Consider the following 16,804-nt stretch of genomic DNA (forward strand, 5'->3'; position numbering starts at 1 on the left):
GGTCCGGGAAGATTATTCATCGGGAAATGCCACATCGAAATCTTGCTGTCGACTGGTATTGATATCAAGGTGTTTGGCGGTGCGTAGGTTGATGGCCGTCAGCACCTCTCGTAGCAAAATCACGCCGTGCTCTCCGTAGTCGCCGGACGCCAGAAACCTTAACGCCATATCGGCCAGATGGCCGCCCATTTTGCCATTATCGGGATAAAGCGAGAACAACACCCCGCGCCGGACATGGCCGAAATTGCTGGAAAAAACCGCCAGGTTCCGGTTCCAGGACTCCTGCAACACCAAGGGCAGTGCCGAACTTTCCTCGACCGTGGTGGAATCCTGAAGTAGCCACAACGCATCTTGGCGACTGTCGGCGTTGTTGAAAAAGTCCTGATAACCTTGCACCGCGCTATGCAAATCCTGCGCTTCGTACGTCACCAGTTCCAAGCCTAGACTGCGCGCCGACATTTTTGCCTGGCGTATCAGCCAGGCATTTTGCTTTGGGTTATAAACCGCGAACACGCGACGCGTGGCTGGCAACAGTTTTTTGAGCAACTCAAACAACAAGGCCGGGTCCGGCGACAGGCTGTGTAACGGCAAATCGCGGATGCCATTGTCCGGCGCAGTGATGACGCCGCCCATCACCACGCCGATGTCTCGATCCAGGCTGGCGGCGATGCCCATGCCCTGTCGCCCAAGCGCGATGACCACCTTGATATTTTGTTGGCGTAAACCGTTTTTCAGGTCATTGATGTTCACGTCCGGCGCTACGGCATATTTGACAGTCTGGGTTGTGGAATCGATACCGCTAATAATCTGTTCGAACACGGTGCGGTAGGGCTCGGCGATGTCGGGATAAATGATCGCAACGGCTGTTTTCCCCGTCTGAAAGGCGACGGCCGTTGGGATAGGGGTCAGCAGTAAAAGACTCATCAGCGCCGCTATTAAGCCGTTGTGCCGCTGTCGGCTATAGAGGAATCTGGTCATCGGCTTCAAAACGAAAAAGTCGCTTGCAGATAAAACGACCGCCCCGGCATCGGCAAATCGTAGGGAATAGCCGTGCCCGGCGCCAGACTGGGCTCCAGTACTGCGGCATCGAACAGATTGCGGATTGAAGCCGCAACAACCCAGCCCTTTTTACTATTATCGGTGCGTAGCGTCAGGTCGAAGGTGGTGTAATCGCGTATCGGCGGCCGGGTATCGCCGTAGGCACGCTTGCGGTCACCCACCCAGTTGACTTGAACGCTGGCCAACCAGGGCTGCATGAAACGCCAGTCGCTACGCGCATAGACATGGTGATGAGGCATGTAACCGGCGTCCTGATGATGGGTTTCGTCGATCGAGGTTTGAAAGGAATAATTGCCGGTCAGTCTCAGTGAAGACGTGGCATCCCAGGTGGTTTCCAGTTCCAGGCCGCGACCATATTGTTTGCCGGTGTTTTGAAAAGCGAGTCCTGGCGCCGGCGCTGGATTGGCGACGGCAGAAATGATCTGAGCCAAATCGTATTGAAAAAAGCTCAGGTTTACTTCGGTATCGCGGCGTGCCTGCCAACTGATATCGACCTCGTAGGTGTCCATGGTTTCGGGTTGCAGACCGGGATTGCCTCCCCGGACGGATTGATGCCGTACTGCTCGTTGAAAGACGGCGCGCGAAAGGCCCGGCCCCAGAGGAATTTGGCGGTCAGGTCCAGATCGACGTTCCAGACCATCGCCAGTCGCGGATTGACGGTAACGCCGAAATCGGAATAACTGTCGTAGCGCACCCCTGCGGTCAAGGTCCAATCCGGGGCGAAACTCCATTCGTCCTGCAGGTAAAAATAATCGTCGATGCGGGTATGGGGCAAAATATGCGGTTGGATGCTGCCATAGTCGGTAACGGCACCCGTCGGCATGGGTAAGCCGTTAGGCAATAAAAAGAAATTCTTCAAGGTCCGGGTTTTATAAAGGTTCAGGTCGTCGTGGCCCCAGCCTATGCGCAGGTTGTGGTCGGTAAAGCCGGTATAGTTGGCGAAGGCCGAAATCCGGATTTGCCGCTCCCAGCGTCCCGGCGAGCCTATCATGCCGTCCGGATAATTAAACGGGCCGAGTCGGGTCCCGGCAGGGAACATGTGATAGTTGCTGGCATCTTCCTTGTAGTGCAGGAAACTGGCCATGAAGCCCAGCCCCCAGTTTTTGGCGAATTGCGCGTCGTTCCAGGACAAATCGGCGTTGATGCGTTCGCTGGTTTCGGTGCCGATGGGATCGAGCGTCGCCGTCTGACCGACCCCCATGCCGAGATTGTCTCGCAGCTTATAGCCGGAGCGTAAGCGCCATTTGTCGTAAGCCAGATCGAGGTTGGCGTCTACGCTATCGTAGCCGGTGTTGACCGGCCCCGGCGCTTCGGAGACATCAGTGCCGAAAAACTTGTCGCGCGACGTTTGGGAATCCTCGATGATGGTTTTCTTGAAACCGTCGGTGGCGCCGACATTGACGTAGGCCGCGACCTCCACCTCGCCCCATTTGCCGCCGTGTTGCGCCCAGGTGTTCCAGGTATCGAACGAGCCGCCGCGCGCCCCGAGTTGGGTGCCGTCGATGTCCTTGGCGGTCTTGGTGATGATGTTGATGACCCCGGCATAAGCATCGGCGCCATATAGGGCCGAGCCGGGGCCGCGAATCACCTCGATGCGGGCGATGTTGTCCAGCGGCAGCCCCCCCAGGCTTGCCCCTGTCGCCACGAAACAGGGTATTTATCGAAATGCCGTTCTGCAGCATCAAGACCTGAGGATTGGTGGGGTTGCCGACGATGCCGCGAAATTGATACATCGGTGTGTATTCGATGTAGGACCGCTCGACATGCACGCCCGGCACGGTTTCCAGCACCTCGTCCAGATCCTTGGCGCCCATCGCCGCGATGTCTTCGGCGGTGATCACCGTCGCGGTCGAGGGTGCGCGTTGCAACGGCTGCGGACTGCCGGTGGCGATACTGACGGTGTTTTTGTCGCCGTAAACCAGCGCCAAGTCTTCTTCCTCGGCATTCGGCGCGGCCAGCGAGACCGTGATCCAAAGCAATGTCGGCACCGTGGCGGCGAGACTTGCGACCGTATTTTTCATGACGCCTCCTTTTGAGCAATCATTTGTGCCGCAATTGGAAAATAACGATCGTGCCCTCGTTGCCTTTACCCGACCTTTTTGGCCGATCAAATTTGACACATTGCCGGTTTTAAGTAGTTAGCCCTGAACTCTTCCATGCCATGTTTCATTTAGTGTCACGTCTAAAATTGGGTTTAATTATAGTTATGGCTAAAAATTAACTCTGATTTCCCCGCCCCGCCAAGGGCAGGTCGTTGGGGATGGCCGCTCCCGGACTAGGCTCGCGGGCATTCACATCAAACAGATTGCGCACCGAGAAGGCCACTTCGAATTGATCGTGGATATTCTTGCGGCGGAGAGTCAAATCGACCCAGGTGTAATCGTCCATGGCCGGGCGAGTGTCGCCGGCGGCCCGGTCGCGGTCGATGATCCATTTAACCTGGGGGTGAATTGCCAGTCGGGCAAAAATTCCCACTGAGCGCGTAGATAAACCTGATGATGAGGCGCGTAGCCGGCATCTTGATGGGTAGTACTGTCCGTGGACTTTTGGTAGGAATAGTTTCCCGCCAGTTTGAGGGTGTCTAGGGCTTTCCATTCGGCCTCCAGCTAGCCGCCATAGCCGTTTTGGCTGCCGGTATTTTGGGCCGTTATGGTGGTTGAGCCGATGTCCGGCACGAAACGAATAATATCCTTCCACCAATCATGGAAGAAATTGACGCCCAAGCGCAGTTTGTCCAAGGGGCGATAGTCGAACGCCAGCTCGAGACTATCCATGGTTTCCGGTTTCAGGCGCGGATTACCGTTGGCTCCGGGATTGTTGACGTTATAGAGCTCAATGAAGGCCGGTGCGCGGAAGGCACTACCCGTACATCAGCTTAGTGGTCAGATCGTAACGGGTCTCCCAAACCAGGGCCGCTCGTGGATTGACCGTCTCGCCAAAGTCCGAGTAGCGGTCGTAACGCATACCGGCAGTCAACTGCCGGTCTCTAGCGAATGCCCATTCGTCCTGGATCAGGAAAAACGCGTCCGTGCGATCCTTGGTCGGCAGATAAACTAGCGGCGTGTTCGAGACATCCACCAGCGGGGTGCCCGGCAGCAAGGGAATTGGGGTTCCCGTGACCGGATCCAGACCGAAATTTTTCTGCTCCCGTACCTTGTAAATGCTGTCGTAGTTGAAGCCGGCACCCAGACGCAAGGTATGCGCCGAAAAGCCTCGATAAACGGCGGCAAGGTTTGTGCGAGCGTGACGTTCCCAGTTTTCCGGAACGCCTCTGAAACCGTTGGCAAACGTGACGTATTGCACCGGATTGGCGAAATCGATCAGACCGTTGGCACCTATGGGTAAGCGAGCGCCTGGAGGAAAAGCCCCGGTATTATGCTGGTCGCCATCCAAATAACTGAGTTGCGCCATCATCTCCCAATTCTCGGCGAAGTCAGCGTTCTGGTAGGTGAGATCGGCATTCCAACGATCGTTTCCTATCATGGTCACCGGATCTAGGGTCTGTATCACGCCGGCCCCGCTGCCGTAATTGTCGCGATGCTGCAGGCCGCCACGGAAGCGCCAGTGTCCGCGGGAAAGATCCAATCGTGCATCCATATTGTCTCGCGACAGATTGACCGGGCCCGGAGCCAGCGAGGCATGAGTGCCGAACAGCCGATCGAATCCGGTCTGCGCGTCGGCGTCGAGGATGGATTTTTGACCGGCAGTGTTGTGATATTCCACCATGGCCGCCACGTCGAAGCCCGCCCATTCGGCACCGTGCAAGGCCCAACCGTCATAGGTATCGAAACTGCCGACCCGCCCGCCTACCTCCGTGCCGTTGATCTCGTCCTTGGTCTTGGTGATGATGTTGATCACACCGGCGAAAACATCTGCACCATATACGGCCGAGCCCGGTCCGCGTACCACTTCGATGCGGGAAATGGCCTGCACCGGCATGCCGCCCCAACTCAAGTTCCTATCACCCGTGTAGGAGGTGATGGGGACGCCGTTGATCAACATCAGCACCTGCGGGTTGAAGCCGGAATAAACACCGCGAAACGTATAAATCGGGTTGTATCCAAGATAGCTGCGTGCCACGTGCGGTTTCCAACACCTCGTCGATGTCCGTCGCGCCCATGGCCTTGATGTCCGCCGCGGTGACCACGGACGCCACCGCCGGCGCCTTGCCGACCGGCTGCCGAGTACCGGTGGCGCTGCCCATTTCCTCGCCGCCGTAAACCTGCGCCAAGTCTTCTTCCTCGGTAGAAGATGCGGCCAGCGAGACCGTCGCCCAAATCAATAATGGCGCGGCGATCACAAGAGATACGGTCAAACTTTTCATCATGCCCCCTGACGCGCACAAGCGATTGCCGCTACTGAAAAAATGCGCAATCTACCTTGCCCATGCTTCCGATCATTCAGTGCGATCGAGTACTTCGCAATACCCAATAAATGGGTAGTTTCAAACCGCCCCTACTTTATTTCTTTTCGTGTATTTTCCAAAATTCGGTTTACTTAATCATAGTACGGAGCCACTTGAAAATTACCGTCCGTTCGAAAAACTGGCCGTACCATCCGCCGCTGGCGGCTGAAGTAGCCCCGCAGGGGTAAGGTTACTGCGTTATGTCATCGTTGTTCTCGACAATCAGACAAGGCGATCCCGACAACCGACTAGATTGACAACTAAAAATGGCTCAAAGCGATTTTAAGTGACCAACCTCAGCAACTGATTCGCGGTCGGCACGAGTACCTCAAACATCAATTGGCACATGACCGCGCCGGCGAATCGCGCTGATCGCAATGTTGGATAACGTACCGACGCAGCCACTACAAGTGCTTAAACTGGCAACATGACTTTACCGAAATCAATACCCAACCCAATCAAATTCAAGTTCTTAGCACGGATCGCGATCATTGGATTGCATGTTTCCGATTTGCCGGACAGCGGGTTCAACGCTCCCAAGTATTGGTAATCAGCGGCAAGCAAACCGCTGTCGCCCCACCCTTAGTTCCACCACACCTAGCGTTGAAGCGTAGGTTTGCTTGCCCACGCGCACCGGCACCCCTTTTCTTAACGTCCACGATCCAACCGGCGCGTCGCTATTGCCTTGGCTGCCCGTGGCGCGCGCCTGACACAAAGACCGAGCGGGGCTAGCGCTCCGCGAAACGCACGGTCGCAAGAACTCTGTCAAAGCCGGTCTTGCCAGGCAAAACCGGCCGAGGGGTAAGCGCCATTGGATGGCAATTTGTTCACTTAAACCTATCGAGAAATACCTATGAAAAAGATCCCCTATTTAAAGACCTCGCTCGCCGCGTGCCTATTGGCGGTTTCCGGCGCTAGTTCCGCTAGCGTTTGGGCACCGAACGACGGCGACGTCAACTTTATGTCGTTTAGCACGTCATCGTTTCCGTTCCCTTCGCTGACCGATACCTTCGGAATTTTCGAAGACACGGCGATGATCGGCGCGGCCGCGCCCGTCCTCTCCTTTACCGGTGTCGGCGCGGTATCGTTCGTTGCCAGCGGAGCCAATTACCATATCGGCACCGCGACCGCTTCCGGCACCTTGCTGGGCTCCAACAATTTCCAAGTCGGCATGTTGTCCGGTGGCGTTTGGAGCGCCGCATTCGGCAACGCCAATTTGGGTTCGGATGCGGTGATGTTGGCTTTCGCCGACACGGAGGAATTCGATAATTTGCACTTTCTGTACGCGTTCGACATTAGTCCTTCGAAAGCTACGGACGACGGCCCCGCCACCGTACCGCTACCCGCTTCGGTGTGGATGATGACCAGCGCCTTACTGGGCTTGTTGTACACCGGCCGAGCTAAATCGAAGGTTTCCTAAGTTCTAGTTAGGGATAGCCGGCGCGAGCTTGATGCTCGCGCCGGCTTTTTTGGCTGGCTCTTCCGGTGCCGCTGACTCATAAGCTGAGCTGATCGCGCCATTCCATTCCCTAGCCTCCCCCAAGCGTCTATCCTCGCAACTCCCTGGTTTGCGGCTGAAGCCTCTAACCGCGCGCTATAGCCATCGCACTTAAAATTTCGGTTTTTTATCCCCTCGCCCTATCCATCACCCGGCGGGCGACAGGGAGCGGATGTGCCGAAATTTGAAGCGCGAAAGCTATATGTTGGTATACCGGGGTAAGGTCAGCGACTCACGATCCGCCACGCATAAAAAAACGGCGGGGATTAGCCCGCCGTTGTCATCGGCATCGAAAACCGTCCGGCCTTATTTAGCGGAGTTCAAATGCGACACCGCGTCTTCCGAGGATTTTTTCGCCAAGTCGGCATGGCCTTGTTTTGCATGCCCGATCGCCGCATCCAGACTTTTGAGACTGGCTTTCATATGCTCCTCTATGACGATGATATGCACCTTGGCTTCATCGGCATGATCCACGATGCTTTTGACGTCGCCGGCACTGCCGGCGGCGTTGGCATGCTCCAGCGCCAACGCGAAGTGACTATCGGCCGCTTGGACGTTGCAGGTGTAAACGCTCAACAGCATGGCGCCGCCGAGTCCGATCAATGGGTTCGAAACAATCTTCATAAGGGTTTCCTTGTATGGGTTTAGGCATTGCCGCGCGCCGATTCCGGCATCAACATCGGCGATCTCAATAACGGTCGCTTTTTTCGGCTTTTTTTGCGTTGCGCCTGACCGGGATAAACCCGCCCCGGTCTCGGCCGGCAGTCATCTGCATATCGTCTTCGTAATCCTCGGCGATGTCGTGACGGCGATTACCGCGAATCTCGACGACCATGATTTCGTCGGCTTGCGCCGGGTGTTGGTTGGGAACTTTATTCATGTCGAACTCCTGAATGGCCGACCCAAGCCGAATTGGCCAGGGTCAAAGCGGAGAATATTCAGTTTCCACGCTCAGTCATCAAGATAGCGGTTTCTCCCGCGCCGGTCGGTACGGCGCCGCACAGATGGCTCGCGCCACTAAGCTCTGCTAGCGCTATAGGTTGCCCAATACGACCGACACTTGATGCCGTTGCCGGTCGTCCAGCAGCGCAATCCCGTCGGCAATTGATTGCGCAACCCCGTCCAACTCCAGACCGACCACGCCGCGCGAGACGCCGTCCGGATTGTCCACGCGGATGTCGTAAACGCTGTCGCCATGCCGATACTCCATCCGGTAAGCAGGCCAGCCTTTCGGAATACAGGGCACGAACAGCAGCCGGTCGCCGCGCCTTTGCAAACCCAGCACGGTCTCCAATCCGGCCCGATAGAACCAGCCGGCCGCGCCGGTGTACCAGGTCCAACCGCCGCGCCGGGCATGCGGGGCTTCGGAATAAATGTCCGCCGCCAGCACATAGGGCTCAACCTTATAGGCATACACGCCGGTGCGGCTGGCGGTGCGCTTGATCGGGTTAAGCATGCGCAGCAATTCGCCGGCTTGATCGCCGTCGCCGAGCAGCGCATAGGCAATCACCGACCAAATCGCCGCGTGGGTATATTGCCCGCCGTTCTCGCGGATGCCGGGCGGATAGCTTTTGATATAACCGGGATCGCGTTCGGTCTTGTCGAACGGCGGCGTGAACAACAGCACCAGGTCGTCGCCGTAACGCACCAAATACTCGCGCACCGAAGCCATCGCCCGCCGCGCCCGTTCCGGCTCGGCGGCGCCGGAGATGACGGCCCAGCTCTGGGCAATGGCATCGATGCGACATTCGGCGTTGGTCGCCGAACCCAGCGGCGAACCGTCGTCGAAATACGCGCGCCGGTACCAGGCGCCGTCCCAAGCTTCCGCTTCCAGCGCGACTTGCAGCCGCTCGGCGTGCTCGCGCCAGCGGCCTGCCCGTTCGGATTCACCGCGCGCCTCGGCAATCTCGGCGAAGACGGACAGCGTCGCAATCAGGAACCAGGCCAGCCAGACGCTCTCGCCCTGGCCCCGATTGCCGACCCGATTCATGCCGTCGTTCCAGTCGCCGCTGCCGATCAACGGCAAGCCGTGCGCGCCGGTCGTCAAACTCAAGTCCAACGCTCGGGCGCAATGCTCGAACAAACTGGCCGAACGCTGACTTTGGCCCGGTTGAAAATACGCATCGTCCTGGTCGGCCGCCAACAGCGGTCCATCCAGAAACGGGATCAATTCGTCCAGCACCGGCGTATCGCCACTGACCTGCAAATAATGCCGCACCGCAAACGGCAACCAGACCCGGTCGTCGGAAAACCGGGTACGCACGCCGCGACCGGTGGGCGGATGCCACCAATGCTGCACGTCGCCCGGCTCGAACTGGCGGCCGGCGGCGCGCAACAGATGTTCCCGCGTCAAATCCGGCCGGCTCACCGCCAAGGCCATGCCGTCCTGTAATTGATCGCGGAAACCGAAGGCGCCGCCCACCTGATAAAACGCCGCCCTCGCCCACATCCGGCAACTCAGGGTCTGATACAGCAACCAGCCGTTTAACAGAATGTCCAGCTCGCGGTCCGGCGTTTCGACTTGGACCTGGTGCGTAACGCCTTGCCAAGCTTGCTTCACCACGGCGAAGCGACTTGCCATGTCGAAAGCCCGATGGCGGCGGATCAACTCGACGGCATGGGTTTTGTCGCGACCCTGTCCCAGCAAAAACACGATCTCGATGCGTTGCTTAGGCGCCATTTCCAGCGTCGTTTGCAAGGCCGCGCACGGGTCCAAGCCGGCGCCGACCCGGTTCTTGAGCGGTTTGCGACTCGACAAGCCGGCCGGCGCGTCCAAACTGCCGTTACGGCCGAGGAATTCGCCGCGATTCGCGGTCCAAGCCGTCTGCCGGCCGGCCATATCGGCAAACGCGACGCGTTGACCGAATTCGGGATCCCAGGGGTTATAGGCCAGCAAAGCGCCGGTATCCGAGTCCAGTTCGGTGACGATATGCGGTGCCGTCACGCTGCGCGAGGCACCCAGCACCCATTCCAGATAGGCCGTCACGGTCAGGCGACGGTGGCGGCCGGACTGGTTGGTCAGAATCAACGACGACAGCTTGATTGGATCGTCTGGATCGACGAATTGCAGCAGTTCGGCACGGATGCCGTGCGAGACGTGCTCGAACCGGCTGTAACCCTGGCCGTGCCTGATCAGATAGCCGGCATTCTCGACCCGAATCGGCAACACGGTCGGGGTCCATAATTCCTGCGTTTCGTCGTCGCGCAAATAAAACACTTCGCCGGGCGCATCACCGACCGGATCGTTGGACCAGGGCGTCAGTTGGTTTTCCCGGCTATTGCCGGCCCAGGTGCAACCGCTACCCAGCTCCGAAACGGTAAAACCGAACCCCGGATTGGCGATCACGTTAATCCAAGGCGCCGGCGTCCATTGGCCTTTATCCAGCACGATCACATATTCGCTGCCGTCTTCGGCGAAGCCGCCGAGGCCGTTGAAGAACTCCAGGTCCGGCACCGTCATGGCCGGCGCGACTTCCGCCGCCCGCGCGGCCCGAGGGACGATGAACGGCAAGGCCGGCCGCGGATGGCGCAGCAACTGTTCGGCCAAGGTGCCGCGATGGCCGACCAACACCGCCCGAGCCGCCGTTTGCAACAAGCGCCGCTCTTCCAACGCCAGCACGCTGGCTTGCAATGCGAAAATCGCACCCTGTTGACCCTGATCGGCGGCGGCGCGGGCCTGATTCTCCCGCACCAGACTTTCCAGCAAGGCCTGCAAGTCCTCGACGTAGGACACTTCCTTCTCGTTCAAGATCAGCAAATCCACGGCCAATCCCTTGATGCGCCAATATTCGTGCGCGCGCAACAATTGCTCGACGATGCCGCGCTCTTCCGGTTCGCCGACCCGCAACAACACGATGGGCCGGTCGCCGGAAATCCCGTGTCGCCAAAGTCCGCCGACGTTCAGCGTATTGGTCTGCGACAACTTACCGGCCGGTCGCAGCGACGGATCGGCGTAAATCAAGCGGTTAGCCAGCATTTGAAACAATTGCGCTTCATCGGGCTTGGTGCGCAAATGGTGCAATTGCACGTGCGCGTGCGTCCAGGCCAAGGCCGAGACCCGCTCCCAAGCCACCGGATTGTGGTATTTGTCGGCCAAATCCGCCGCCGCTTGGCGCGAGGCCGCCACCAGCGTGGTAAAGGTCAGATGCTCGGTCGCGCCGGCCGCCACTTTCACACGGGTACGCAGACTGAATATCGGGTCCAATACGCAGCCCACCGTATTGCTCAACGGCCTGCCGTCCATCACCGCCAGCGGCGCGCGCGCCGTTTGGCCCCGGCCGATAAAACGGGCCCGGTCGGTTTCGTATTGCAGCCCGTCGCCGCTTTGCCGATCGGCCAGTACGTGCGCGGCCCAAACCGGCGCATCGTCCGGCGCGCGCGGACGCCGATGCGCCAGTAAGGCACGGGTCTGCGGCCAGTATTCGGTTTGCACGAACAGATTGGAAAAGGCCGGATGGGCAATATCCGCGGCCGGGGTGGTCAACACGATTTCCGCATACGAGGTGACCTCGATTTCGCGCGAGTATGCGCTGTTGTTGGTCAAGCTCAACCGGCGAATTTCGGCATCGTCTTCCGGCGACACCACGATTTCCAGCGTGGCGACGATCAAACCGTCGGTGCGGGTAATCCGCGCCCTGTCCTCGACAAACACCACCTCGTAATGGTCCGGGCAGGCCGCCGTCGGCTGATAGCCGGCCGACCAGACTTTGCCGGTTTCTACATCGCGCAAATACAGATAACTACCCCAGGCGTCGCGGGTGGGATCTTCCCGCCAACGGGTTACGGCCTGGTTGCGCCACAGGCTGTAGCCGGAGCCGGCGGCGGTGATCATCACCGCGTAACGGCCGTTGGACAGGAGTTGAGTGGACGGTACCGCCGACATCGGCGAACACAAGCGCCGCACCGGCGGCTGTACGGTTTCCTTAACATCGGACAGCTCTTGCAACAGCGGCGGCACGCTGGTGTCGGCGCCGTGCGGAATGCGTTCCTGTAGCAGCAAATGCGCGGACTGGATCAACGCCGCGCGGTGGAAGCGGTGGCGCATCGTCCCGTCGTGCACCACATTAGCGAAGGCCACCAGCGACATGCCTTGATGATGCGCCATATAGCAACGTACCAGAGCCACCCGCTGGCCTTCCGCCAGCCGAATCGGTGTGTAGTCCAAGGCTTCGTAGAAACCGTAGCGCCCCACGCCGCCTTCTTGCTCCAGACGCGCGAAGTTTTCCGCGGCGGCGTGCGGCAAATACATCGCCGCCAGGGCGGTCGCGTAGGGCGCGATCACCAGCTCCTCGCCCAAGCCGCGCTTCATGCCCAAGCCGGGCACGCCGAACGCCGAGTATTGATAGGTCAAATACATGTCTCGGCCGTTAAACGCCGATTCGGACACGCCCCAGGGGACGCCGCGCTCCCGGCCATAGGCGATCTGCCGCTTCACGACCAGCCGGCAGGTCTGATCCAGCAGGCTGTAGCGCGGGGTAAAGGTCACCAGCGACGGCATCAAATATTCGAACATCGAGCCGGACCAGGACAGCAACACCGTACCGTGGGCGACCCGCGTCACCCGCCGGCCCAGATGAAACCAATGACTGCTCGGCACGTCGCGTTTGGCGATCGCGATAATGCTCGCCAAGCGGGCCTCCGAGGCCAATAGATCGTAGTAACTGGAATCGATGACACCTTGGGCGACGCGGTAGCCGATCGCGAACATGTGGCGACTGGTATCGTACAAGAATCGAAAGTCCATCTCGCGGAACCAGCTTTCCAACTGCTCGGCGAGCAGATCGAGGCGTTGGCTCAAGGTATCGGCCTGTTCGCCGGCCCGGCACAGCAACACCCGCATTGCGGTAATCTCGGAGCTCGCCGGCTCCGATTCGGCGCACGCCTGACGATTCGCCCACAGCGCGTAGCGCTCCGGCAGATGGCACAGCGGCGTGTCCAGATCGAATCGATGGCTTGGCGGGTCGGATGCGGGGTGGTAGCGCGCCGGAAAATGAATCCACGGCATCAAAGTCGCCACGTCACGCGCATGCGAGCGGATGTCGTCTCGCAGCAAACCGGCCCACAACAGCACTTCGTTGCCCTGGCTATCGCCGCGCTCAACGGCATGGGCGTTGGCCAGATCGTGCAAGGCGCCGACGCAATCGGTCAGGCGCCGCCACAATCGACCCCATTCCTCGGCATCGGCGGGGCGCGCGTCGAGCAATTCGCCCAGATCGGCGACTTTATGACGCAACTCCGCCAAGCTCACCGTCAGCGTGCGCCGATCGTCGCTGAGTTTGACTAACGCGTCGTTCAATAAAGCGTGGGTATCGGCCAAGCCGATCAAGGCGTTGGACAAATCCAACGGCCGATTCGCCATTTCCCGGCAGGCCTGAGCCAGCGTCAACAAGTGGCCGGCCAGATTGCCGCTATCCACGGTGGACACGTAGCGCGGCTCCAGCGTCTGTAAATCGCGGGTGTCGTACCAGTTGTAGAAATGGCCGTGCAGGCGCGGCAATCCGGCCAGCGTCGCAACCGTGGCCTCCAACCGTTCGATGGCATCGGTCAAACCCAGCCAGCCAAAATCCCGCGCCGCCACGATCGACAACAAATACAAACCGAAATTGGTCGGCGAACTGCGATGGGCGATCACCGGCCAAGGGTCTTCCTGAAAATTGTCCGGCGGCAAAAAGTGTTCCTCGGCGGTCACGAAGGTGGTGAAAAACCGCCAGATGCGCCGGCCGTGGCAACGCAATCGGGCACTGTCGGCCGGCAACAGCACTTCCGCGCTATCGATCTTGGGCGGCAAACTCAAGGCCCGCGCCACCACCGGCGCCAACCACCACAACAATAAAAACGGCGTGGCCGCGACGATTGCGTCCGGATTGAACACCACCACCAGCGCGCCGGCGCCAAACACCACCGACGAGGAATGACTCAACGGCCTAATCAGATTTTTCAAGGCGTGCCCGGCGCCGGCCTTGGCCTGCAAGGCCGTCACCCACTTCAACAGTTTGCGGCGGGTAATGAATAGCCTGACCAGCGTGGTCGAGATGGCGTCGGCCATCAGCCAAGCTTGCTGAGCCAATAAGGTCAGCGCCACTAGGCTGTTGCACAATGCCCACGCGACGTTTTCGCCGGTGCCGCGCAGATGAGTGGCGATCGAGATGCCGCGCCGGGGCGCGCTAAAACCGGCGGTTACCGCCAACACCGCCGGAAAGGCCAGCGCGATCAGTACGAAGGCGGTCAAGGCCAGCAGCGGCGCGTTCGGCAAACTCCAGCCGAGCACTAGCGCCGAGAACGCCGCCGGTGCAGACAGCGAACGCCGGAGATTGTCCAACATTTTCCAGCGACCGATCATCGGCATGCCCTTGCCCAGCGCGCCGAAGATCCAGGGCAACAGCTGCCAATCGCCGCGCACCCAGCGATGTTCGCGCGAAGCCGCCACCTCGGTATGCGACGGAAATTCCTCGAAAAATTCGATATCGCTGACCAAACCGCAACGCACGTAGACGCTCTCGAACAAATCGTGGCTGAGCTGAGTATTGTCGGGCACCCGCCCGGCCAATGCCGCCGCAAAACTGTCCACGTGGTAAAGACCCTTGCCGCTGTAGGTACCCAGGCCGAACAGATCCTGATACAGCTCGGAGACCGAGCTGGCATAGGCATCGGTACCGGAAGCGCCGGCAAAGATCTGATGAAACATCGAGCGCTCCTGACGTTGCGGCAGGGTCGGCGTGACGCGCGGTTGCAGAATGCCGTAGCCGTCGACGACGGTTTGACGGCGCGCATCGAATACCGGCCGATTCAACGGGTGCGCCGCGACGCCCACCAGTTGCGCGACCACGCCCATCGGCAGCTTGGTATCGGCATCCAGGGTAATGACGTAACACACGCCCGGCGGCGCGCTGGCCGGCACGCCGGCTATCGGCAGAAACGAAGTGTCGGTCGCGCCGCGCAGCAGGCGATTGAATTCCTGAAGCTTGCCGCGCTTGCGTTCCCAACCCATCCACTTGCCTTCGCTGGGATTCCAGAGCCGCTTGCGGTGAAACACATAAAACCGTTGCCGAGCGTATTTCAGATTCAACGCGGCGATGGCCTCGACCGCCACCGCCAGCAGTGCCGCGTCGTCCGGCTGACTTTCCTGTTCGGCATCCGCCCAGTCCGACAACAGCGCAAAGCGTACCGCGCCGTCCGGATTGGCAAGATAGCGAATTTCCATTTGCTCGATTTGCTGCAGCACCCCGGCGGCGTTGACGAACAACGTCGGCACCACCACGAAGGTACTTAAGGCCTCGGGCACGCCGTCCTTGAGTTCCAGGCGCGGCAGGTGATTGGGCGGCAAGCCGGCCACGATAAAATGATTCATCCAGCCGATGGCGATGTCCGAAGCCGGAAACGCGAACGCCAACGCCAACGCGCATAACTGCCAGCCGGGCAAGCCGGCACTCGCCGATGCGCTCAACGGCAACAGCAACAGCAGCAAGGTCAATACCGCCAAACTGACCACATAGGCGGTACCGGCGTGGCTGACGTAACAGCGTAACAGGCGTTGTTTCAGGCCCGGCCGATAACCGACCTTGGTTTCGAACCGGTAACGGCCGGCACCGATTAAGTAATAACCCGGTTCGGTTTGACGTTCGTCGTCACTATCCTGGGCAACTGCAATTTGCACTTCGGCGATCGCCAGTCTGGCAATCTCGACTTCCGAGGCCGGCGAGCGCTTGGCCAAGTCCTCTATCGCATGGCGATAGCGGTCGCGGGTCAGAAAGTCCATCGCCAGATAGCCTGCGTGTCCGCGCAAACAAGCATCCACCAGACTAACGTCTTCGACGAATTGCGGCCATTCGAACGCGGAAATCGCCCGCATGCTGGTAATGATGTTGCGCACCGTCAGATTGTCGGCGATTTGCGCGGCATGCTCTTGATGCACGATGTCGTCCAGACTCAGTCCCTGTTCGGCGAGCCAGTCGGTCAGAAACGCCAGGGACAGCACCACCGCCGGATGCGGGTCGTGCGAGCGCTGCAGGATTTGGACCGCGTACGCTTGCCGCAACGGCTCGGACGGCAGCACGCCGACCGGAATCGCCAGCTCCGGGCTGTCGCTACGCGCGACGATTTGTTCGACTTCATCGACAAACTGGTCGGCCAAGCGCCGGCCGTTTTGCGAACGCATGATGTTCACGGCCAGTCGGCGCAGATTCTCGACCAGCAACACCCGCAACGTGATCGGAATGGCCCACAATTCGCCCAGCGTCAGCGGCTCGACGCTTTGGTAAGCATTCACGAACAGAGACAGTAATTCCGGCGAAAACCGGCTGTCTGTGTGGGCCACCAAGGCCCAGGCTATACCGTATACCCGCGGATAGCCGGCCAACACGCCTTCGGCCAGTTTGGGCAATTCCCGCGAATAGCTTTCCGGCAAATCGACGTGAATGTCGCTGATCTGCTCTTCGATGACGTGAAAATTGTCCAGCAACCATTCCGCCGCCGGCGTGATGGCATGCTGTTGCTTGACCGCGCGCGCCACGGCTTTATAGGCCTCCAACAATACCAAGGCATTCTCGCGAACGCGCGGAATCAGCTTGCGGCCTTTCTTTAAATGCGTGACTTTTTGGGCGCGCGCCAGACTGACCGCATGCTGTTCCAGCCGTTCCGTGTTGAACAATTCAAAACGAATCGGCGCTTCCTCGCCGCCGGGATGTTCGCTTCTGACATGCCGCCGCTGTTCTCGCCGTTTGGCCATGAATAATCGCTCCGAGTGGAATGGGGTGGTCGCGCGGCCGGGCCGGCGAGGTCGATAGGGTTCCCGCCAGACGATTGAGACGAAGAACGGCTTGGGCCGGACGCCGACCAGCCCAAGG

General features: G+C 59.6%; 8 protein-coding genes and 2 pseudogenes. 1 reads left to right on the plus strand and 9 read right to left on the minus strand.

Translation table 11 applies throughout. The features are described from left to right. Nucleotides 1-12 precede the first annotated feature (12 nt). The 6 genes and pseudogenes from ACP4CD_RS05735 to ACP4CD_RS05760 form a co-directional block, all read right to left on the minus strand. Complete coding sequence (locus ACP4CD_RS05735; RefSeq protein ID WP_064031234.1) at nt 13-924, minus strand: ABC transporter substrate binding protein; 912 nt, start codon at nt 922-924, stop codon at nt 13-15. A 59-nt stretch (nt 925-983) separates the two neighbouring features. Then, nucleotides 984-2,704 (minus strand): annotated as a pseudogene (locus ACP4CD_RS05740) (TonB-dependent receptor plug domain-containing protein). Between the two features lie 55 nt (nt 2,705-2,759). After that, nucleotides 2,760-2,873 (minus strand): annotated as a pseudogene (locus ACP4CD_RS05745) (hypothetical protein); the annotation flags it as partial. A 403-nt stretch (nt 2,874-3,276) separates the two neighbouring features. Continuing rightward, entirely contained in the window at nt 3,277-3,534 is a 258-nt protein-coding gene (locus ACP4CD_RS05750; protein ID WP_231883749.1) for a TonB-dependent receptor, read from the minus strand. Between the two features lie 131 nt (nt 3,535-3,665). Continuing rightward, nucleotides 3,666-3,896, minus strand: coding sequence for a TonB-dependent receptor domain-containing protein (locus ACP4CD_RS05755; RefSeq protein ID WP_269454769.1), 231 nt, complete (start codon nt 3,894-3,896; stop codon nt 3,666-3,668). 22 nt (nt 3,897-3,918) lie between these two features. Further along, the gene (locus ACP4CD_RS05760; protein ID WP_426993889.1) at nt 3,919-5,139 is read right to left on the minus strand and encodes a TonB-dependent receptor plug domain-containing protein; all 1,221 of its coding nucleotides are present in this window, start codon (nt 5,137-5,139) and stop codon (nt 3,919-3,921) included. A 1,178-nt stretch (nt 5,140-6,317) separates the two neighbouring features. Between ACP4CD_RS05760 and ACP4CD_RS05765 the strand changes: the two genes are divergently transcribed. Next, nucleotides 6,318-6,884 carry a hypothetical protein gene (locus ACP4CD_RS05765; protein WP_426993890.1) on the plus strand — a complete coding sequence of 189 codons (567 nt, stop codon included), beginning with the start codon at nt 6,318-6,320 and terminating at the stop codon, nt 6,882-6,884. 384 nt (nt 6,885-7,268) lie between these two features. Here the strand turns inward: ACP4CD_RS05765 and smbP are convergent, their stop codons facing one another. From smbP to ACP4CD_RS05780, 3 genes are all read right to left on the minus strand, one after another. Beyond that, a complete protein-coding gene (smbP, locus tag ACP4CD_RS05770) occupies nt 7,269-7,586 on the minus strand; it encodes a small metal-binding protein SmbP (protein ID WP_071157538.1) in 318 nt (105 codons plus the stop codon). A gap of 64 nt (nt 7,587-7,650) precedes the next feature. Further along, entirely contained in the window at nt 7,651-7,842 is a 192-nt protein-coding gene (locus ACP4CD_RS05775) for a hypothetical protein (RefSeq protein WP_313727929.1), read from the minus strand. Between the two features lie 153 nt (nt 7,843-7,995). Further along, nucleotides 7,996-16,686: a GH36-type glycosyl hydrolase domain-containing protein gene (locus tag ACP4CD_RS05780; protein WP_426993891.1), complete on the minus strand. Its 8,691-nt coding sequence runs from the start codon at nt 16,684-16,686 to the stop codon at nt 7,996-7,998. Nucleotides 16,687-16,804 lie beyond the last annotated feature (118 nt).

This window comes from Methylomonas stagni, from assembly GCF_050154735.1.
Taxonomy (GTDB): Bacteria; Pseudomonadota; Gammaproteobacteria; order Methylococcales; family Methylomonadaceae; genus Methylomonas; species Methylomonas koyamae_A.